This is a genomic window from Microbacterium sp. 2FI, from assembly GCF_005502885.1.
Lineage (GTDB): Bacteria > Actinomycetota > Actinomycetes > Actinomycetales > Microbacteriaceae > Microbacterium.
Genome location: NZ_SCMR01000008.1, coordinates 73,107 through 91,775, shown reverse-complemented (window position 1 = coordinate 91,775; position 18,669 = coordinate 73,107). Strand labels below are relative to the sequence as shown.

General features: G+C 66.5%; 19 protein-coding genes. 4 read left to right on the top strand and 15 right to left on the bottom strand.

Annotated features, from left to right (window positions below; genetic code table 11):
* Nucleotides 1-31 precede the first annotated feature (31 nt).
* The 15 genes from FFS15_RS08875 to FFS15_RS08805 all read right to left on the bottom strand — a co-directional run bounded on the left by FFS15_RS08875 (nucleotide 32) and on the right by FFS15_RS08805 (nucleotide 14,739).
* Nucleotides 32-1,804, bottom strand: coding sequence for a type IV secretory system conjugative DNA transfer family protein (locus FFS15_RS08875; protein ID WP_137844661.1), 1,773 nt, complete (start codon nucleotides 1,802-1,804; stop codon nucleotides 32-34).
* Entirely contained in the window at nucleotides 1,801-2,319 is a 519-nt protein-coding gene (locus FFS15_RS08870) for a hypothetical protein (protein ID WP_137844660.1), read from the bottom strand. Before FFS15_RS08870 ends, FFS15_RS08875 begins: the two co-directional genes overlap by 4 nt.
* Before the next feature lie 68 nt (nucleotides 2,320-2,387).
* A complete protein-coding gene (locus tag FFS15_RS08865; RefSeq protein ID WP_137844659.1) occupies nucleotides 2,388-3,881 on the bottom strand; it encodes an ATP-binding protein in 1,494 nt (497 codons plus the stop codon).
* A complete protein-coding gene (locus FFS15_RS08860; RefSeq protein ID WP_137844658.1) occupies nucleotides 3,878-4,252 on the bottom strand; it encodes a hypothetical protein in 375 nt (124 codons plus the stop codon). The genes FFS15_RS08865 and FFS15_RS08860 overlap by 4 nt, the downstream gene beginning before the upstream one ends.
* 164 nt (nucleotides 4,253-4,416) lie before the next feature.
* Nucleotides 4,417-5,880: an SCO6880 family protein gene (locus FFS15_RS08855; RefSeq protein ID WP_137844657.1), complete on the bottom strand. Its 1,464-nt coding sequence runs from the start codon at nucleotides 5,878-5,880 to the stop codon at nucleotides 4,417-4,419.
* On the bottom strand, nucleotides 5,877-7,226 hold the full coding sequence (locus tag FFS15_RS08850; protein ID WP_137844656.1) for a conjugal transfer protein TrbL: 1,350 nt from the start codon (nucleotides 7,224-7,226) through the stop codon (nucleotides 5,877-5,879). Before FFS15_RS08850 ends, FFS15_RS08855 begins: the two co-directional genes overlap by 4 nt.
* 33 nt (nucleotides 7,227-7,259) lie before the next feature.
* On the bottom strand, nucleotides 7,260-7,529 hold the full coding sequence (locus tag FFS15_RS08845; protein ID WP_028495551.1) for a DUF6112 family protein: 270 nt from the start codon (nucleotides 7,527-7,529) through the stop codon (nucleotides 7,260-7,262).
* 98 nt (nucleotides 7,530-7,627) lie between these two features.
* Nucleotides 7,628-7,894 (bottom strand): DUF6112 family protein, encoded by a 267-nt coding sequence (locus FFS15_RS08840; RefSeq protein WP_137844702.1) that lies wholly within the window; start codon nucleotides 7,892-7,894, stop codon nucleotides 7,628-7,630.
* A 10-nt stretch (nucleotides 7,895-7,904) separates the two neighbouring features.
* The gene (locus FFS15_RS08835) at nucleotides 7,905-9,089 is read right to left on the bottom strand and encodes a M23 family metallopeptidase (RefSeq protein WP_249353887.1); all 1,185 of its coding nucleotides are present in this window, start codon (nucleotides 9,087-9,089) and stop codon (nucleotides 7,905-7,907) included.
* On the bottom strand, nucleotides 9,086-9,766 hold the full coding sequence (locus tag FFS15_RS08830; protein ID WP_171013136.1) for a hypothetical protein: 681 nt from the start codon (nucleotides 9,764-9,766) through the stop codon (nucleotides 9,086-9,088). Before FFS15_RS08830 ends, FFS15_RS08835 begins: the two co-directional genes overlap by 4 nt.
* A complete protein-coding gene (locus FFS15_RS08825; protein ID WP_137844655.1) occupies nucleotides 9,766-10,770 on the bottom strand; it encodes a ParB N-terminal domain-containing protein in 1,005 nt (334 codons plus the stop codon). Before FFS15_RS08825 ends, FFS15_RS08830 begins: the two co-directional genes overlap by 1 nt.
* A gap of 2 nt (nucleotides 10,771-10,772) precedes the next feature.
* Complete coding sequence (locus FFS15_RS08820; RefSeq protein WP_137844654.1) at nucleotides 10,773-11,672, bottom strand: hypothetical protein; 900 nt, start codon at nucleotides 11,670-11,672, stop codon at nucleotides 10,773-10,775.
* Between the two features lie 423 nt (nucleotides 11,673-12,095).
* Nucleotides 12,096-12,710, bottom strand: coding sequence for a DUF2637 domain-containing protein (locus FFS15_RS08815; protein ID WP_249353886.1), 615 nt, complete (start codon nucleotides 12,708-12,710; stop codon nucleotides 12,096-12,098).
* A 38-nt stretch (nucleotides 12,711-12,748) separates the two neighbouring features.
* Nucleotides 12,749-13,639, bottom strand: coding sequence for a bifunctional DNA primase/polymerase (locus tag FFS15_RS18865; protein WP_137844652.1), 891 nt, complete (start codon nucleotides 13,637-13,639; stop codon nucleotides 12,749-12,751).
* Complete coding sequence (locus tag FFS15_RS08805) at nucleotides 13,639-14,739, bottom strand: ArdC-like ssDNA-binding domain-containing protein (RefSeq protein WP_137844651.1); 1,101 nt, start codon at nucleotides 14,737-14,739, stop codon at nucleotides 13,639-13,641. The genes FFS15_RS18865 and FFS15_RS08805 overlap by 1 nt, the downstream gene beginning before the upstream one ends.
* 296 nt (nucleotides 14,740-15,035) lie before the next feature.
* Here FFS15_RS08805 and FFS15_RS08800 point away from each other — a divergent pair, with 296 nt between their 5' ends.
* The 4 genes from FFS15_RS08800 (at nucleotide 15,036) to FFS15_RS08785 (ending at nucleotide 18,250) form a co-directional block, all read left to right on the top strand.
* Entirely contained in the window at nucleotides 15,036-15,554 is a 519-nt protein-coding gene (locus FFS15_RS08800; protein ID WP_349290458.1) for a hypothetical protein, read from the top strand.
* A gap of 64 nt (nucleotides 15,555-15,618) precedes the next feature.
* On the top strand, nucleotides 15,619-16,083 hold the full coding sequence (locus FFS15_RS08795; protein ID WP_137844650.1) for an ImmA/IrrE family metallo-endopeptidase: 465 nt from the start codon (nucleotides 15,619-15,621) through the stop codon (nucleotides 16,081-16,083).
* On the top strand, nucleotides 16,083-17,093 hold the full coding sequence (locus FFS15_RS08790) for a hypothetical protein (protein ID WP_249353885.1): 1,011 nt from the start codon (nucleotides 16,083-16,085) through the stop codon (nucleotides 17,091-17,093). Before FFS15_RS08795 ends, FFS15_RS08790 begins: the two co-directional genes overlap by 1 nt.
* Nucleotides 17,090-18,250, top strand: coding sequence for an alpha/beta fold hydrolase (locus FFS15_RS08785; protein ID WP_137844648.1), 1,161 nt, complete (start codon nucleotides 17,090-17,092; stop codon nucleotides 18,248-18,250). Before FFS15_RS08790 ends, FFS15_RS08785 begins: the two co-directional genes overlap by 4 nt.
* Nucleotides 18,251-18,669: the final 419 nt, after the last annotated feature.

Sequence of the window (18,669 nt, the reverse complement as noted above, 5' to 3'; positions counted from 1 at the left end):
CAGGTCGGCCATCACCTGGTAGGTGCGTCGCCTATCCCCGCCGCAATTGCTCTTCGACGCGAGCCCGCTCCGCGCGAAGCTCTGAGGCGTCGGGGCGCGCAGTCCACTCGCGCATTCGGGTGACGATTGGTGGCGCCGACCTCAGCAGCAGGAGCGCCGTGCCATAGGGCAACGTGCGAATCACGTCGGGCGGCATGATCGGAACCCGGCGCGTTGATCGCTGGTTGGAGCGCATGCCGCGTTCGCCGATCGTGATCGAGTCGGTAGCCTCGTCGCGGTCGCCGATGAGGGTGGCGATGTCTTGGAGGTCTCGAGATCCCGAGGCACCGCCGAGCACGATCTTGGCGATGCTCGCGTCCCAGATCGCCGTGGCTGCGTTATCGCCCCACCGCTGACGGGCCTGTGCGAGAGACTGAAGAACGGGCATCGTGGTGATGCCAGTGCCCCCGCCTTCCGCCATCAAGACAGGCAGCGACGGCAGAGGGGCAAGATTGCCGATCTCATCCAGCGCCAGGAGCAGCGGCGGATCGAGCCGCGCGCCTGGGGATCGCGCCGCCACCCGCCGCGCTGTCTCCACTAGGTCTTCGACCAGCGCGGCGACGAGCGAGGAGGACGCGCCGGCGCCGGCGCCCGTCGCGAGAAGGTAGAGGGTGCCGTTGCGTCGGAGAAAGGTCTCCGGATCGAACTGCTCGTCCTCGCTCGGGCTGACTGCATCGAGAACACGTGGGTCGGCCAACGCTGCCAACGCTAGGGAGACGCCCTGCCAGATCGAGTCGCGCGTGCGTGGGTCGGCGTCGATCATCGCCTCAAGCGACTCGGCCCATCCCGTCGCGGCGGCAGGGTTGGATGTGAGGATCGCGATTGCATCTTTCGCCGCGGCCGGGTCGAGCGTCCAGCGAAAGAGCTCACCAGGCGAGCGGCCATCGAGCGCTGCGGCGTGCAGCAGCGACTGAAGGGCTGTACGGGTTTTGCCCTCCCAGAATCCGCCGTTCTCCACCCCAACGCTCGACAGGCCTGTACCCGCGGCGAGTCCCGCGGCGCGAATCATCGCCGTGAGCGGGAGTTCGCAACCGCGTACCGGAGACCAACGCAAGCCCGCCGGCACTCCCGGGGCAAGCTGTTGCGGATCGAACACGGCGACCGGCCCGCGTCTCATCCGCGAGCGAATTGTGGTTGTCAGGTTGTCCGGCCTGGTCGAGGTTGTGACGACCGCGCCCGGCGCGTCGAGGATCGCGTTGATGACGATGTGAGCGCCCTTGCCCGACCGGGGAGGACCGATCACGAGGATCGAGTCCTCGACCGAGGTCCACACTTTCGTTCCCCGTGCCACGCCCACGAGATATCCGACGTCTTCGGATCGCGGCTTCGCGACGGACGCGCGAAGGTGGGCAGCGCGCTTCAGCAACGCGTGATCGGAGGCTGCCCGGCGCACGTCGGCCGACGTCGCGATCCCCGCGATCCGATTTGGGTCGGACCCGGCGTAACGCGTGTGATCCCGGATGACGCGCCACACCCACCATCCCGCAACGGCGAGCAAGACCACGAGTACCGTCACGACCGACCAGTACGCCACGGCGTTGAGCCCAGAGGATCCGAGTGCCGCCCCTGGATTCGTGGGGGAGCCGAAGACACCGAACCCGGATGCAACACCACCGGTCGGCTGCTCCGCTCCCGATAGCAAGGCAGCGAGATCGCCGCCCACACGCAGGATGCCGGCGATCGCAATCGCCCCGCCAAGAGCGAGCAACGCGAGGTTGGTCAGCCCGTCGTGACCGGCGACATCGACACCTCGGGTGCCGGTCACGTGACGACTCCGAACACGCACGTGCCAGAGATTCTCCCCACGAGGACAATCTCGCCATCGGCGGTCACGCGGCAGAGCCCCGGTTCCAGCAACGCTCGAGCGGACCCGTCCGGAGAAGCCTTGATGTGCCGCACGATGATCGCTACGGCAACATCTTCGCCCGGGAGGAATCCTTCTTCGCCGCACACAACGTGTGGCGGCGCAACCAGAGGCGTGGCATCGATGGGTGCTGCCGGAGCGAACGGTGACTCCGCCGGGGTCCTCGACTCTCGGCCGGGGCTCTGCGGCGGCGCGCTCGGGCTGAGCGAGCCCTGCAGTGGGCGGGTGATGAGATCGGTGAAGACCGTACCGTCTGCCTCGTGGACGACGACCCGCACCGGCGACCCGTGAGCGAGCAGGACCGTGTCGATGATCTCCGCAAAGGACGCGCGGACCCAGGGTGCCCCGAAACGAGGCGGTTCGAACGGCGTCCCATCGACGGCGACAGTCATGGTGCCGTCCGTCGAGATCGTCATGGTGATCACGGGAAGGACCGCCGGCACACGGATCGCGTCGGTGGATCGTCGTAATGCGTGCGCTGTCGTCATCTCACGCCCTCCGTCATCCGGCTCGTCGTGTCGAAAGCTGCGAGCTCCGCGGGGTGCAGTTGGTGCTGGACCACGAAGCTGCGGTCTTTGATCCTCCAGAGGCCTTGGCCTGTGGCCAAGCCGGGCAACAGACTCTGCTCGGTGCTGGTGAGGCCCAACGCAGTCGCAGTCGCTCCGAGTTGGTCCGCTTCCTGCCGGTAGATGATCCGCGTCTCCGCATTGGCGAGGAGCGATGAGGCGATCGCGCGCATCGCGGATCCCTGGTCGCCGACGTTGTCGAGGTCGGAGAGCTTGTGGAAGACGAGCAGGTTCGCGATTCCGTAGTGGCGGGCGAGCCGCCACTGAGCATCCATCCGTCGCAGGAGGGCGGGATGCGACATGAGCCGCCAGGCTTCGTCGTAGATGACCCAACGCTGCCCACCGTGAGGGTCGAGGAGGGCAGACTCCATCCAGGCGGAGGAGCACGTCATGAGGACAGAGACGAGCGTCGCATTCTCGGCAACGCGCGACAGATCGAGCGAGATCATCGGCAGAGTCGGATCGAAGGTGACGGTGCTGGGACCGTCGAATAGACCAGCGAGATCTCCTGCGACGAGCCGACGGAGTGCGTGCCCGACGACCCTGCCGTCCTCGACGAGGCGTCGGTCGGCTTGCTGAGATGCGTCCGGGGAGAGGATGCGTTCTACGACCATCGGCAGGATCGGGGTCTCGCATGAGCGGACAGTGTCCGCGAGAGCGAGGTCGATCGCGGTGTGCTCCAGCGGGCTGAGTGGTCGTTCGAGCACGGTTTCGGTCAGGGCGCCGATGAGGTCGCGGCGACGAGAGGCGACCTGACCGGCCCAGCTCTCGTCGGAAACGCCGGATGGGCGATGCCCTTCGTCGAGCGGATTGAGCCGGTTCGCCATGCCGTGCCCGAGCACGATTGCCTGCCCACCGACCGCTTCGGCGACGGCGGTGTGTTCGCCCTTCGGGTCGCCGGGTACGTAGACGCGGCGGCCGAAGGGGATCGAGCGTGTGTAGAGGCTCTTCACGAGCGATGACTTACCGGAGCCCACTATGCCTGCCAGGACGATGTTCGGCGCGGTGATCATCCCGCGTGAGTAGAGCACCCACGGGTCGTAAACGAACGACGCGCCGGAGTAGAGGTCCTGGCCAACGAAGACGCCTTGGGACCCGAGTCCGCCTTCGGCCAGGAACGGGTACGCCCCGGCGAGCGTCGCACTGGTGTCCTGGTGGCGCGGTATCCCCAGGCGGCCGGGGGTTCGGAGCGCCGTGGGGCGCGACTCGCCGGAAGCGGGCAGGTAGGCCGTCGCGCGTAGATCCGCGCGCTGTGCTTCGGCCTCGGCACGGCCGGATGCGGTGGTGGCAGCGTGAGTAGCGGCACTGAGACGCTGGGATGCCTTTCGTCGGGCACGACGCTCCTTCCTGGGTTCGCCTGCCGGGTCAACGAGCGTTGTGGTGTGTATGCGCTCACCCCCTTGCGCGTTCACAGCGACATCCCGTTCCGGCGGTGAACTTTCGCACCAGAGCCCTGGAAGGCGAAGTGGCCAGGGCGCTGAAACGAGTCGTTCGGATTGAAGCGGGGCGCGAGCGATTCCGAGACCGGCGGCGCGGCGGCGGAGGGGGAGCCCCATGCGATTCGGCCCGAGTGCTGAGATGCCCGATCCAGGGCCATGCCGGCCCGAGCGACAAGGGTCGACGCACGGCGCAGCGCGAGGGCGGCTGCGTGGGCTTCCTCCACCCCGGCCCAGTGATCGCCGTCATCAGTGCGGGCGATCGCGTCCGAGCTGGTGTGCGCGAACGCGAGCTGATCGAGCACCTGTTCGAGCGATCTCAGCCCGCCCAGCAGATCCCCGACCACCTCGTACGTCTGTGCCGGGTTATCGAACGTGCGCGTAGCGTGCGCGAGAGCGCGCAATGCGTGACACGCTTCCTCGCCATCGACGACAGGATCCTGGAATGTAGGCATTGCGTGTCCCCCTGCAACAGAAGTCGTCAGTCAGGTGCGCGAGGTGTCCCCGCGCGTCATACGGTTCGGCACAGGGGCAGCGCGGCGACGGCGAACGCTTGCGCCTGCTGACCCACGAGCCTCCGTGTTTCGCAGGCAGCTTGCACGGCGGCCTGCTCGATCGCCGCGACTGCGGCATCCAGCTCGTCGACGCTCGGCGCCGACACTGCGACGAGCCCGGTGAAGCGCAGCACGCCGTGACCAGCCGTAAGGTCTGACTCTTGCTGCACGACGTCGTTGTATTCGGCGGTGCGCGCGGCATCCTCGATCTGCCCGACCTTCGCCCGCTGCGCGGCATCCGAGAGAAGCCCCACCTTCTTTCTCCTGATGTCCCGCGCAGCGAGGTCGGCACGGACCGGCGTGCACGTCAGAGTGAATGTGCGTTGGATGCCCGAGGTCAGCAGCAAGGGGGAGAGGAAGCCGGGGTACACCTGTGACCGCGGCCACTCCGAGATCCAGAGAACCGCGTGGTGGGCCGAGTCGGTACGTAGCCGGTCCCAGGTTTCGGAGACTGCGATGGGGCCGGCCGTTGCGAGAGATCGGCCAATGTCCCCGTGTCGCTCGAGCGCGGGAGCGGCTGCGGGATCGTATGCGGAGCGCAGCACGACTGCGACCTCGCCTGGGCTCAGCCAGCCTGTAGGCGTCAGATCGGCTGCCCGCAGCGCTGCCGCGAACGTCGTCATCTCCTGACGCAGGACGCTCGCTGCCCCCTTCATGCCACCCCCGGCGGCGCGGATCTGGCGGGCGGCCGCGCGTAGGTCGAGCGCGAGGGCGATTGTCGTCTCATGCCGTTCGCCGGCAGGGCCGGCGCGCTCAATGAGCTCCTTGTAGGTGACCGCCGGCCAAGAGTCATCATCGACACCATGCCGGGCCCACCATTCGGCGAGCCCGCTTCCGGAGCTGGGCACTGTGCGCTCGGAGATCTGCACGCGCGCGATGCGGCCCGACCGGCAGACCGTCGCGAGCACTCGCCCCCAGCCGGCCACCCGACGCTCCTGTTCGCCGCTGTCGAGAAGAACGAAAGCCGGATGCGTGATGCCGGCGATCGCCGTCAGGGTCTGAGCGTGAGGGTCTTGGATCATGGCGGCGCCTGTCTCGGGGTCGACCCACTCTCGGAGCGCGGCGGCGTCGCCGGGGAGTGCGAGCGTGCCCGCGGGGCGCGGCTTGACCAAGTCCGCACGGAATCGCAGCTGGCCGCCGACGCTTCGCCGCACCCAGCGCGTTGAGATCGGCACCCATTCGATGAGCTTCCGACCACCCACGGGGACGAAGGCAAGAGCGATGCTCGTCACCCAGATCGGTGAGGTGAGGCCGAAGAGGATGCCGCCGCCCAGGTACACGGCGCTGGTGAACGCGATCAGTCCGATGGCGAGCGTCACGAGCTGCGCCAGGGAGAGGCCGAGCATCACGCCTCGCTTGGACAGACGGGAGAACTGAACCGGGCGGAGTTGGTTCGCGCGCGGGGTGTTGCTCGCTGTCATGCCGTCGTCCTTTCGCGCGGAGTGGGGATCGGTCGCGGGGGCGGGTTCGGTGTGCGCGGCTGTGGAATCGGTTGCACGACAGCCGGGGAGGTCGTCGATGACGGTGGTATGTCCGTCGGATTGGCGCCCTCGGAATGTCCCATGGCTGCTGATCCGGTGGAGTTGCCGAGCTTGGGTCCGGCGGAGGCGGCCTTGCCAGCCACCTGACCGCCGACGATGACTGCGGCGGCCGGGCCGGCGGCCGCCGCAGCTCCTGAAGTTCCTGCGCCTGACGCTGCTGCCCCAGACGCTCCCGCGCCGGCACCCGTTCCGGCCGCGCTGCCGGCGGCGCTCGTCGCCACCGGGGCCGCCGACCCGCTCGAGGTGCCACCCCCGTCGAGGATCGACTTCGCAGACTTCGCCGTCGCTGGGCTAACCGGCACCGGGACGGGCCGATTCAGCGCTCCCTTCGCCTCCTGTTCGGTCGACATCGCGTGGTACATATCGACGCCGACGAACGAGATGAACTTGTAGGTCATGTACGGCGCGAAGGCTGCGACGAGCATGAGCACGACTCCCGCCACGGGATCGCTGATCGAGGCGAGATCAAGGTCAATCGGCGCCGCGGTCTGGTTGATCGCGACGAGGAAGAGGACGACAAGCACGAGCTTGGAGAACACGAGGGCCACCACGAACGCCACCCATTTGCCGAACCAGCCGCGGGTCGCATCCCAGGAGAATCCGGCCAGTGCGATCGGCGCGAACACGATCGCCACCAGGAGCAGGGCTTTGCGGATGAGGAGCGAGAACCACACAATTGCGGTGGCTGCGATCGCGAGTCCTGCGAGGAAGATCGTCATGATCGCGCCGACGCCGGGGCTCGCGATGTTGATCGCGACCAGCCCGGCGGCCATCAGGGCGATTCTGTCGCCCATTCCCTCCATCGTGTTTCCTGTTGCCTGGACGATCCCGACGGCCAGCTGATCCGTGATCTCCAGCAGCGTCGCCGTCAGGGCGATTGCGACGAACGAGCCGAGCACCGACTTGCCAAGGCCCACGGCAGCCCGTGAGAGCGCAGTCGGATCGCGATGCGCCAATCCGGTGATCAGTTGCAGGCAGAAGAACACGAGCATCACGAACAGCGCTACGCCGAAAAGCAGGTTGTACACCTGGGTGTACTGGTCACCGGTGACGTCGACGAGTGTGGTCGTGTCGAACACCGCCCAGACGGCTTCGAAGAACCACGCGGCGGCTGCGGCGAGCGTGTGGGCGAGCCAATCGAAGGGCGCGGCAACGAGAGATGTGACACCCGACCCGACGGTCTGGCATACCTCGGCGATCGCCGGAATATCGCAGACCCCGCCCACTCGCGTCGTTCCTCTCAATCGGCCGCGTCTCGCTCAGACGGACTGGCCGACACCCCAGAAGAAGTTCACGAGCGTGACCGACGCTCCGCAGATGAGTGCCGCGCCGCACGCCACCAGAACGCCGAGCTTGCCCCGTGAGGCGAGATGGGGGTTCGATGAGTTGGCTCCATACCCCCACGCGACAGCGGCGATGATGAGGGCGAGCACGGCGAGAATGAGCCCGACTGTCATCACTGCGCCGACGATGACGCGGAGTTGCTCGATGCCGGGAAGTCCCGACCCGTTGGGAACGATGTCGATCACGGTCGTGCTCCTTGTCTGCGCAGAAACGAACCTGCGTACAAGGTGCGTGCCGCGTCCCCGAGATCCGTCGACCCGCGCAGTCTGTGCACGCACTCTGGCTAGAGCTGTTGGCCGACCCCAATGAGGAAGTTCATCCAGGCGACCGCCGCGCCGGCAAGTGCCGCTGCGCCGACGGCAACAACGAGGCCGGTACGGGCTCTCATGGCCGACTGGTAGTTTCCGCTCGTAGACGCGATCGCCCATGTGGCGGCGCAGATGAGGATCGCAAGTACCGCGAAGATCAGGACGTACATGAGGAGGGCGCCGACGATCGCGCGGAGGTCACCCGCTCCTCCAACTGCTCCGAAGTCCGGGAAGATGTCCATTTCGGTCACCTCATGCGCCTGACGCGCACGCTGTCCTGCCAGCGGTAGCGGCGTCTAATCCTTCCGCCCCGTGCTCGGCGAGCCACGGGTCTGCGTCGATAGCCGGTTCGAACGCACCGCCGGGTCGGATCTCGAAGTGCAGGTGCGGTCCCGTGGACTTGCCGGATGACCCGACGTCACCGATGTGTGCGCCGGCGGTGACGCGCTCGCCGACCGTCACGTGGACACCCGTTGGCCACATGTGCGCGTAGGCCGACGCCACCCGCTCTCCGTTGACCGTGTGCTCGATGACGATCAGCTGTCCGTAGCCCCCGTACGGACCTGCCCAGCTGACGATCCCGTCCGCGATCGAGAAGATCGGTGTGACGTCTGCCGCAGAGAAGTCGGTTCCTGCATGGAACGCAGGTCGACCCGTCATGGGGTCGGTTCGCCCGCCATAGCCGCTGGCCCGCACCCACGTGTCGCTCGGGAGGGGAAAGACGATGCGGGCCGTCTCGGGGACTGAATCGAGAGGTGCGCCGCCTCCGTTCGCCGACGCGATCGGCCGGGTCAGCGCGACGAGGATGGCTTCCGCGACGGGCTGATAGTCCTGGTAGCGGTCGGGGTAGGCCGAGCGCTCGACTGCTTGCGCGGCCGAGCCGGGATCGGCTGCCTGCCAGCCAGGGATGTCGAGGAGCCCCGCGGGGGAGGGAAAGTTGGGTCCTTCTGCTCCGCCGAAGAATGCGCGCACCTGGTAGTCCGGATCCATGAGCTCATCCACGGTGCCCCAGCCGGCCGTCGGGCGCATCTGAAACAGGCCGAGTGAGTCGTGATCGCTCCCGATGCCGTCGTTGGGCATGCCCAGCGATGCGGGATAGGCGGCGTTCGCGAGCATGCGCAGGGTCGACTCGGTGAGTGCGGCCATCAGCCCGATCAGCACCCCCTGCCGCCCGACACCCTCAATACCGCTGCCGACCGTGATGATCGTCGCGGCACGGGTGAGTTGTGTGTGCCCGAGGGTTACCGGTACCCCGTCGCTCCGTGTCGCCGTCAGGTTCTCCGGCACCTCGGTGACGACGAGCTGGCCGGATGCCTGGCAGGCAGCGAGCGCGGCGGGGGAGAGGACGAGGGGGAGCGCGATCAAGCCGGCGAACGGCAGGGTGATCAGGGCGACGGCGAGGGCGATGACGAGCTTCTTCATGCGGACGTCCGTCACCGGAGCGGATTGTCGACCTCGGAGAGCCGGAGCAGGCGGCATTCGTCGAAACTCGGCTCGCAGGCGATGAAGAGTGTGAACGCGATCGGTCGAGACGTCTCCTGCGCCTGGGTCCCTACGATGCCCGCGCGGTGGCGTGTACCCGTGATTGTGTACGCGATGGTTCCGGGAAGGATTTGGCCAGGTGTCGCTTGATCGATCGCGTCGTTCCAGGATGCCGGCACGAACGCTTCATCGATGGTGAGCCACTGGCGCGTGCCGTAGGTGCGCAGCGTCATCCAGGCTTCCGCGGTCGGCAGGTAGATGCGCACATCGGAGGCAAGCCCGGCGGTCTCGGCTCCGGAGGGATCCCCGGCGTCGACGATGACCTGTGCGTAGTCGACCGGATCGAAGTCGGTCGCGGTGTCCCAATTGATGAGCGCATGCGCTGCGTCGCGCGCGAAGGACTCGGCATCAGGTGTCGAGCGGATCGGGGGAAGCTCTGCTCTCGAGGCTCTCGGTTCGGGATCAACGGGCGGGGTAGCCGGCGCTGCTGGATCGACAGCAGTCGTCGGCGTGCTTGGCGTCGGCGCTAGGACTAGGCCGTACAGCCCGACGCCGACGAGTGCGGCCAACACAGCGAAACCGATCGTGAGGAAAAGGACGAGGCGCCGCCGGGGTCGCAGCGTGGCGACCATTACGCAATCTCCCGCTTCAGTTGCACCCTCGCACTGCGGAGCGTCGAGAAGAACTCCACGGTCGACGCGAGAGTCGACTCGAACTGCTCGAGTTGCTCATCAGTCAATTCGGAGGCCACAGCTGCGACATCGAAGTGTGTCCACCAGAGGTCGAGGTCCTCCCACACACGCACGAACGCCCGGACGGGAAAGACATGCGTCGCGACGGCGCGCGACCGGGGCGTCCGCCGATTTCGCTTGGCCTCCTTGACTCTCGCAAGGGCCGCGCTCGCCAACTGCTCGAGTTCGTCGGGCGGCTCGAAGTCTTCGGGCGCTTCGAAGTCCTCGAACTGCTGTGCCGGCTCCGGCTCGAGAAGTTGCCGGATTCGCGCGTGCGACGCGGCGACACTTCCGCCCTCGTCGATGAGTCGCAGCTCTTCGCTCGCCTTCTCTTTCAGGGCTGGGTCGGCGCCAGGGTCAGTGACAAAGCGCTGAAGTTCGGCGATGCGCTCCAGCGTCGTGTACGACGCCTTGCCGGTGACCATCTGGGCTGCCTGCGTGCGACTCTTGCCCGACTTGAACTGCGGTGGTGCCACGGTGGCACCACCGTCACTTCCATTCCGCGACTCGGGACGGCCGAAGCGGGTCGCGGCCTGACGGCGAGTCGCGTCGTCGGCGATGTGATCCTTCAGTTCGGTGTAGAGGGCGGCCGCCTCTGTCGGCGTGAGCGGCTTGTGGAGGAGGTTCTCAGCCTGCTCCGCCAACAGCTCGGCGAGCCGATCCGAGATGCCAGACCGCACCCACACTTTGATCGTCTTCTCGCCCAGCCGCTTCAACGCTTCGAGCCGACGAGCGCCACACACCAAGACGCCTTCCGGGGTCACGGTGACCGGCTGCAGCAGGCCGTCACGGGTGATCGAGTCGGCGAGCTCGTCGATGTCCCCGTATTCGGTGCGGTGTCGCTTCCCGACGATGATCGATTCGATCGATCGTTCGAGCTCGATGTGGCCGGTGTTGGTTCCCACGGTCACCGCCTCGACCGCTCGGCGGGTGCGGCGAGACTGACCGCGAGGACGAGGTCGTCATCCGTCAGGAGAGAACGCAGCGGCTCGCCGATCAGCAGGCGAAGCAGGATGCCGCGGCCAGCTGTCGTCCGCGCGACCTCCGGTTCCGGGTTACCAAGGACCGCGCGGAGCAATCCATTCCACGACGCGGACGACAGGTCGAGGAGGGTTCTTCCGTGAACGTCGCGCCGGAGCGATTCCCAGGCCGTCGCACGCGAAGGGACCTCGCTGAGCCGTGCGCAGATGTACTCCATCGCGGTGCGCGCGGGCGTGCGCGGCCAGCCGAGCAGGGTCATGAAGGCGATCGCATTCTCGACTGCATCACCTATCCCGGCGCCGTCAGATGAGTGGCCGTCATCCGGCTCGTCCCCGATCGACTGCACGCGAAGTGCCGGATGATAGTCGCTCAGAGGGTTCTCCCGGTCGCTGAATCGCTCGGGGTCGTGGAACGACGAGAACTCAGGACGGCGCGCCTGGTAGACGGAGCACAGCAGTCCATTCGCGCGTTCCTCAGCGATCAGCGTCACCTGCACCGCCCGCGTGACTACCGCCCAGGGATCGTCGGCATTGCGCACGGACGACGAGCGCATCGCATCGAATGCCGCTGCGGCAGCATCCCATGGATCGAGCCCATGCTTGCGAGCGAGCTTGGCGTATCGCCGAACGACGTGCCCCATGAGCGCTGCCGCTTCGGCGTCGCGGCGCCAGGCACCGTGATCTTGCGCGGCCAGACGTTCGAGCAGCTCGCGCAGACCCTCCGAGCTCTCAAACGCAGCGGACTTGTTCGCCGACTCGGACGAGTCGTGAGTCCGCGTCGAGCGCGCCGACTCTGCACCAGTTGACGGGAGACCCTGGTTCGACATGGCAACCTCGCTAGCGGCCGATTCCACTGCGGCGGACCGATCCGTGAACAGCGCGACCGTTCCCAAACGCCTCGACCGGCGGGAGGCGAAGCGCCCGTTCACGGATAGCTCGGCGAGTTGCTGCGACTCCCTGCGTCGGGATGGCGCGCGCTCGCCGCGCGAGTGAGGACTCGAGGTCGATTCCCTGCCCCGCGACGCGCCCCGTAACGGCGGGAACGAGTTCCGTAGGCCGCATCCAGACGACCTCGCTTCGAACCTGCTCGGCGCCGGAGAGGGAGAGGGGCTGCCTCGCGAGTGAAGGATCGCCGTGCCGCGCCAGTTCGGAGACCTCATCGGGGGACGGGTTGCCAGAAAGTTCCCGTTCCCGCTCCGACGTGCCCGGGCGTAGTGGCAGACGAGACTGATCGACTCGCTCGTAATCGTTCATGACGTAGCTCCCTTCTGTACCTCAGGTGTGCCGATCGCCCCCGCGAGCCATCGGCCGACCGTCGAGGGATGAACTCCCGTGGCGCTTGCGATCTCCTTGTTCGACATCCCGCGCTGACGCATCAGCGCCGCAACGTCTCTACGGGCACCCTTCTCGGGAACATCGGACAGCGGGCGAAGTCGAACGACTTCTGTGGATAGGTCCGGTGTCGCCTCGGTTGTGGAGGAGACGTGAAACCGGAATCGCTGGGTGAGAACGACCGTCAGGTGTGTGATCGCGAGAAGCACCAGCGGAGGTACTGCGGCAACCGACGCTGCAAGCACGGGAAGAACATCCGCATCGGCCGCGACGACGGCATGGATCGAGTTTGCGGCGACCGATACCGCCGCACCGATCACGAGCAGCATCCACGGATACCACGCACCCCGCTGTCCGGCGAGCGCGACGACGGCAACGGTTCCCACGACGATGATTCCGTCCACAATGAGCGGCCACGCCCACGCCTGCGTCGCCGCGATGCCGGACCGGCGGGCGAGATCCGCGAGAGCGGTGAACGACAACCAGAACGCACCGACAGCGATGAACACCGTGCCGACGACCGCGGTCCACACGGCAATCCGTCCGGACCGCGGATCCGTAGCACCGGGGATCACGAGATCACCTGCCCGTTGAGCGAGCGGGATGCTGGGCTGCCGCCACCAATGCGAAAGGGTGGCGTCGGCCCCACCAGCGTTCGGTACGCAGATCGAATGGTCGTCAGGATCTCGGCCCGCTGCAGCCCCGCGTGCTCCGCCGCCGGTCCGAGCACATTGCGCGCACTCTGATCTGTGATCCCGTTCTCCGCGAGCCGGCATGCAGCCCAGTACAAGGCGCGGTTCCGTTCGCCCTCACCCCGTGCGGCCATCCAGGCCGCGATACGCTCCGTATCGACATCGTTGCGGGCCTCCGCGAGCGTCGACGCGGCGGGCGTTGGCCGCGGGTCGATGAACTGTCGAAGCGTAAATGCGTCAATCGACACGGCGTCCCCGCGTCCAGCACCGATCAGCTCGTACGTAGACCGGTTGCCTTCGAACAGCACCAGCGACGGCGGCACGATGACGTAGCCGCCCTCGCCCCGGAAGTCGATGCCGGCGCTGGCGGCCTGCCACGATGCCTGAACGCGATCAGGGTCTGCGGGGTAGTAGGCGTGCATCCCGCCGGATGCCGTCCTCACCAGCGCCTGCCAGCGATCCACGAGACCTTCCCGGCGAGCGAGCTCGAATGCAGCGAATCCGCGCACCCGCCCGTGCACATCGATGTCCACGACCTCGACGGCCGAAGCTCGCCCGGTCGGCATGCCGATGTTCGCTTCCGGCCATCGAGACCACCATCGAGCGATCTGGCTGCCGTCGGAGGTCGCGTCGCGGAACCCGTGCTCTGTGAGCGGCCGCTTCTCTGTCGGCTTGCAGGGGAAGATCGGGACTCCTGCCGCAGCGAATCGAGCGGCGCCTTCCCGCGGCGAGAGGCCGATCACTCCGGCGAACAGGGCGACCGTGTCCATCACAGATCCCGGGCCGAGATCGCGGATTCGGGGGACGAGTGCCGAACCCTCACGCGGCCGACATCATCGAACCGTTCCACCGGACCAGCAAGGCCTGACCGAAGCGCACCGTGACCCGCTTCCCTCGTCAGACCGGGCGGATCGCCCGAGCCGACTTGCACCGTCGGCAGCTCCGTGAGGATCGTGACCGCTGTCGTCCGTACGCGCTCTCCAGTCGCTTGCACCACTTCCACCGGCGTCTTTCCATCGACGGAAGTTGCCCAGGTCGCCACATACGGGATGGTGTAACCCGATGTATCGAGGCCGTGGGCCGCTCCGATCATCAAGGCAACGGACTCCGCCTCGACCTCCCCGATTCCGCGATGGAGTGCGGCATCCGCGTTGTCAGGGCCGTGCAGCATCACGTGCGCCAACTCGTGCGCCAAGGTCTTCGTCCGAGCCGCGGGGTCTATGTCGCCGCGAATGGCAACACTCCGAGTGATGTAGTCAGTGATGCCGTTGGCTCCGCCGAGATCGCGATCGTTCGGAACAATGCGCAGCGTGTACCCGTGTCCGCGTACCAAGGACGCCAGACCCTCCCAGAGGCCCTGTGGCGCCTCGCCCGCGAGCAACTGCGGAGCGGGCACGTGGGGAATCGGTACACCGCTCGTCTGCGACGCATCCCACACGTATGCGGGCCGCACGCCGATCATTCGCGTGCGCACTTCGTCATTGCGTCTCGGGATCTCGCGAGGCGCAAGACGACGCCATGACTCAGCGACCTGCGGGGTGGACGAGGCGAACCTCGCGTGGATAGGCGCAAAGATCTTGTAACCCGTCTGGCCGCGTTCGACCGACCTTCCGAGCGCCTGCCACTGCCGGAACCCCGCGACGTACGTCGGCGTTGGCTCAGCAACCCTGCCCTGCTCAAACGCGGCGACGTGCTGCATCCAGATCAGCAGGGTGTTGTTGAACGAACGAGAGCGGAACCGAGCGGCGAACTCCAGAGCCCGCCCCCAGTCCTCTCCCGTCACGAGCGCTGCCACAGCATCCGCCAGCTGAGCGTGAAGCCGTTCGAGCTTCGCCTCAGTGGAGCCCACGGTGAGGGGTTGGTGAGTCATGGCGTGGCACCTCCTTCTGATTGGCCGCATAGCGGCTTCTTGGGGGAGGTACGCGTCATCTCTCCGGAGCCGACGGGCAAGGGCGCGAACGACCGACCGAGACGGTCCTGCATCGTTCGCTCTCTAGCGGGCGCGCTCATGAAATTCGAGCGCACCAACGCGCCGGCTGAGTGGGTGGGGTGCCGGCAATCCCGGTGATCGGTGCTGGGCGGTAACCTCCTCGTTGAGCATGCTCAAAGCTGGCTTGACATCGGTTCTAGCATCGGCATTGAGCATGCGCAACGGTTGATTTGAGCATGACCAACGGGTACATTGAGGATTCTCAACGCCTGTCGATGGGCGCTCACAAACGACAAGCCTTGCCTCACCCGAGGGGAAGGGTGGTCTACGAAATGACAGAAGACGAGAGCAAAGTGGCCGCGGAAGACCTCGCGAAACGCCTCAGGCTGCTCCTCGACGTCGCGATCACTGAGTCGGGTTCCGAACCGACCTACACCCAGATTGCGGCCTTCCTCGCAGACCGTGGCGTAAACCTGTCGAGATCCCGATGGACCTATATGGTCAACGGCCACCGCTACGTGCAAGATCCCGCGCTGTTTGAAGGGCTGGCTGCGTTCTTCGATGTGGACGCCGCCTTCCTGCTCGGGGAAGACGGGGCGGCAACCCCGGACAAGGTCACCGCGCAGCTGGACCTTGTGCGGGCGATGCGAGCCGCGAAGGTCAAGTCCTACGCCGCGCGCACGCTGGGGGACATCTCCCCAAAGGCTCTTCAGGCGATCAGCAGATTCCTGGATGAGGAAATGACACATACCTGAGCAGTGCCCTTGCCGGTCCCTTGTGGCCCCCACCGGCACATGCTCCCCAGAAGGGAGTGACACCGTGAATATCGAGCAGACCGTGTCGACGGCCGTCGCAGACCTTGCGCTGGGTAGCACCTTCACCTTTGACGACCTCGTCGGGGCCATCCAAAATCGTCGGCAGCGCACGCTCCGAATCGTGGAACTTGCGGATCTCGGCGACCACGACGGCATCTGCGCAGTGTGGCTCATCACCGAGCGCGAAGACCTCGTCCTTCACGCTCACAGCGACTCCGTCCTGCACCGTCAGCAGTTCGTCCTGCACGAGTTCGCCCACATGATCCTCGGGCACGGAGAAGACGACGAATGCTCGACCGAAGACTTCCTGCTTCCCGACATCCCCACCCGGACTCGGCGTCGACTGCTCACTCGACAGAATCTGGACACTCACACCGAGATCGCGGCGGAAGCGTTGGCTGATCATCTCGCTGCAGCGATTCGAGGCTCGGTGTACGGCGAATCGCGCTACCTCGAGATCTTCGGGTGATGCAGACCTTCGTGGCAGTGCTGATGGGGCTGCTCGTCGCCAGCCTGCTCATCTTGCGCCGCGGACGAGCCGAGCGGAGCATCACGTACGCGGCGATCACGATCGCTGTCGCGATGACGATCAATGTTGATGCGGTCTACCGGTCCATCGATGCACTGCTCGGTGGCTCGAATGTCGCCACACTCATCGGGGACTGCGCGCTCATGGTCGGGATCTTCTTTCTCGGCCGAGGGATCATGAAGGCAGGGGAGTATCAGCCCGGACCTGTTCGCGTTGTGCTCGGCCCCACTGCCCTCCTTGTTGCGCTGGGTGGCGTCGTAGTCGCCTTCCTTCTCATCGACCGTGGCGCTACGACGACCAACTTCATGATCGATCTCGGAGCGCAACCTGCGGCAGCGGCGTACTCGATGATCCAGTTCAGCTACTACGGGATCGTGGTTGGCACCATGGCAGTCCTCGCGAGTCGTCAGTATCGGTGGAGCGTTGGTCTACAGCGTTTGCCTGCCGGTTGTCTCGTCGTCGGCTCGATCCTCGGAGTGGCTCTCTGTGTCGTCGTCCTCATCATGGACATCGCACACGTTGCCGGGCGTGTAGACCTGATGGCTGATGTGTCTGTCGCGTATGGACCGCTTTACATACTGACCTTCTTCTTCCTCTGCGTCGGACTCGCTGGGCAGCCGACAGTGCGCTATCTGAGCGCACGCCGGAGGGCGGCGCGAACACACACGCTCATCAAAGACCTGGCGCCCGCATGGCGAGCGGCGACGATCGTTCGCCCGGGATTGAGTCAGACGGATGCCGCGTCCGTGCGAACCGATGGCGTCGAGGCGCAGCTGCACCGACAGGTCGTAGAGATCCGCGATGCGATGATCGACCCGCGCGTGTCGTTTTCTCTCAACGCAGATGACCGTCTCGTCCTTGAACGTGCGGAGCAGCATCTCCTTGGAAGCGACGGAGCTCGACTTCACGCGCCGGCCACACGGCCCAACTCTCAACGAGGGGCGGCATGAGAGCCCCGATCGCGCTGGCAGGTGTGATGGCGGCCGCAGCGTCCCTATCGTTGGGCCTCGGTTTGGTGATCGCGCGGCGCCTGACCGCCCCTCCGAGCCCGCGCCGATTCGACCTGCCCATCCGTGCCGTCGAACAGGATGGCGACCAGCAAGCAATCGTGCTCGATCGAACGCATCAAACTGAGTCCCCAGGTGAGTTCACTCTTCTGTTTCCCGGTGGCCAGTGGGTGCAGCTGTCCGCCGAGGTACTTGATCGCGGGCCTGGGCGCCTCGCACGTTCAGTGACAGCAACCGCACCCGGCTTCACACCGTCGGCCGACGAGCGCGTCTCCTGGAGCGGCATCTACCTCATGACGCCCGCAGATGCGGGGCTCAGCAGCCGGGACGTTGCCATCTCCACTTCGTCGGGGCGGGCGCCGGCATGGCGCATCGATGGCAGCGGCGCGCAGTCGACAAGCTGGGTAATCCACATTCATGGGCTCGGCAGCCCGCGAGCCGGAACGCTGCGAGGTGTGCAAGTCACTACCGAGCTGGGCTACACGTCGCTCGTCGTCAGCTATAGGAATGACGGCGAGGGCCCGCGGCGCGGAAGTGGTCGGTCAACCCTCGGCGCCACTGAAGTCGACGACGTGGATGCTGCGATCCAGTACGCCATCGATCAGGGCGCGCGTCGGGTCGTTCTCTTCGGCTGGTCGATGGGAGCGCAGGTCGCGCTCCAACTCGCGGCACGCCCGCGTTACGCGCGCCTGATCGATGGGCTCGTGCTTGAGTCGCCCGTTCTCGACTGGGTCGCGACGATCAAGGCGAACTGCGCTCGCGTCGGCCTGCCTGCCGCGGCGGGGCTCCTCGCCCTCCCGTGGCTCACATCGCCTTTGCTTGCACGCGCAGTCGGCTTGCCTGGTGTCATCCCTCTCGGAGATCTCGACTGGGTCGCACGCGCGGAGGAGCTGGCAGCCCCTACTCTGATCTTCCACGGAGCGGATGACGACTCCGCGCCGCCCGCCGTCTCTCGCAATTTCGCCGCGCTGCGTCCAGATCTGGTTCAGCTCGAAGTCTTCCAGGCGGGACACACGATGACGTGGAACTCCGACCGAGAGCGCTGGCGATCCACTGTCGCCGCCTGGCTCTCCAAAGGGGATGCGATGCTGGATCGGTAGATGCGGGCACCGGCCGCGGTGCGCATGTCGGGTATCGCGGGGACGGTGACCGCACCTTGAAAGTGATCGGCACTGGGGCCACCGGCTTGGCCGTGCTCGGGGAGGCCGCCGCGAGTGTGGTTTGGATGCTGGCGCGGCGCGTCGTGGGTGTCGAACCGCGACGGAAGACGCTGGTTGGGCCCGTTTGTATCATCGGACGAACACCACTTCAGGCGCCCTGTGCTCTAGTCGACCGCACCGATCGGCGCCGAACCATCAACGCGCAATGGACCGGTTCTGTCCTGGCGGGCCCGGAGATCGACGCAGACTGGGCAGACGTCACTGTTCCACTCCGTGGCGGCGCCTCGGCACACGCCTGGCTCGTCCGAGGCTCTGTGCCCGATGGGCTGTGGGTGCTCCATCTGCAAGGCATACGCACC

Bases quoted from the DNA above. Each gene is read 5' to 3' on its own strand.
- FFS15_RS08790 (WP_249353885.1), top strand. From the start codon at position 16,083: ATGCAGACCTTCGTGGCAGTGCTGATGGGGCTGCTCGTCGCCAGCCTG.
- FFS15_RS08840 (WP_137844702.1), bottom strand. From the start codon at position 7,894: ATGGACATCTTCCCGGACTTCGGAGCAGTTGGAGGAGCGGGTGACCTC.
- FFS15_RS08855 (WP_137844657.1), bottom strand. From the start codon at position 5,880: ATGACAGCGAGCAACACCCCGCGCGCGAACCAACTCCGCCCGGTTCAG.
- FFS15_RS08785 (WP_137844648.1), top strand. From the start codon at position 17,090: ATGAGAGCCCCGATCGCGCTGGCAGGTGTGATGGCGGCCGCAGCGTCC.
- FFS15_RS18865 (WP_137844652.1), bottom strand. From the start codon at position 13,639: ATGGACACGGTCGCCCTGTTCGCCGGAGTGATCGGCCTCTCGCCGCGG.
- FFS15_RS08830 (WP_171013136.1), bottom strand. From the start codon at position 9,766: ATGGTCGCCACGCTGCGACCCCGGCGGCGCCTCGTCCTTTTCCTCACG.
- FFS15_RS08805 (WP_137844651.1), bottom strand. From the start codon at position 14,739: ATGACTCACCAACCCCTCACCGTGGGCTCCACTGAGGCGAAGCTCGAA.
- FFS15_RS08820 (WP_137844654.1), bottom strand. From the start codon at position 11,672: ATGTCGAACCAGGGTCTCCCGTCAACTGGTGCAGAGTCGGCGCGCTCG.
- FFS15_RS08800 (WP_349290458.1), top strand. From the start codon at position 15,036: ATGACCAACGGGTACATTGAGGATTCTCAACGCCTGTCGATGGGCGCT.
- FFS15_RS08870 (WP_137844660.1), bottom strand. From the start codon at position 2,319: ATGACGATCTCGACGGACGGCACCATGACTGTCGCCGTCGATGGGACG.